1 pseudogene is annotated in these 262 nt (G+C 46.2%); it reads left to right on the forward strand.

The annotated features are described in order from the left end of the window. Positions 1–209: pseudogene (locus tag CWB80_RS22220) on the forward strand (hypothetical protein); the annotation flags it as partial. Positions 210–262 lie beyond the last annotated feature (53 nt).

Here is a 262-nt window from a genome sequence, read left to right on the forward strand (position 1 = left end):
ATTTAGGCAACACCGGTATTGTGGTTGAACATGACGAAGATGCCATTCGCGCTGCGGATCATATTATCGATATCGTCCAGGGTTCCGGTGTTCATGGCGGGCATGTTATTGCTCAAGGTCCCCATGACGATATTCTAGCTAGCATAGATTCAATCACGTGTCAGTACCTCTCTGGCGAATAGAAACTGGAAGTACCGGCGGCTCGGCATTAAACTACCGAGAAATGGCTTGAGTTATTTTGTGCCACATGTAACAACTTAAA

The sequence above is a fragment of the Pseudoalteromonas sp. S1650 genome (genome assembly GCF_005887195.1).
GTDB lineage: Bacteria > Pseudomonadota > Gammaproteobacteria > Enterobacterales > Alteromonadaceae > Pseudoalteromonas > Pseudoalteromonas simplex.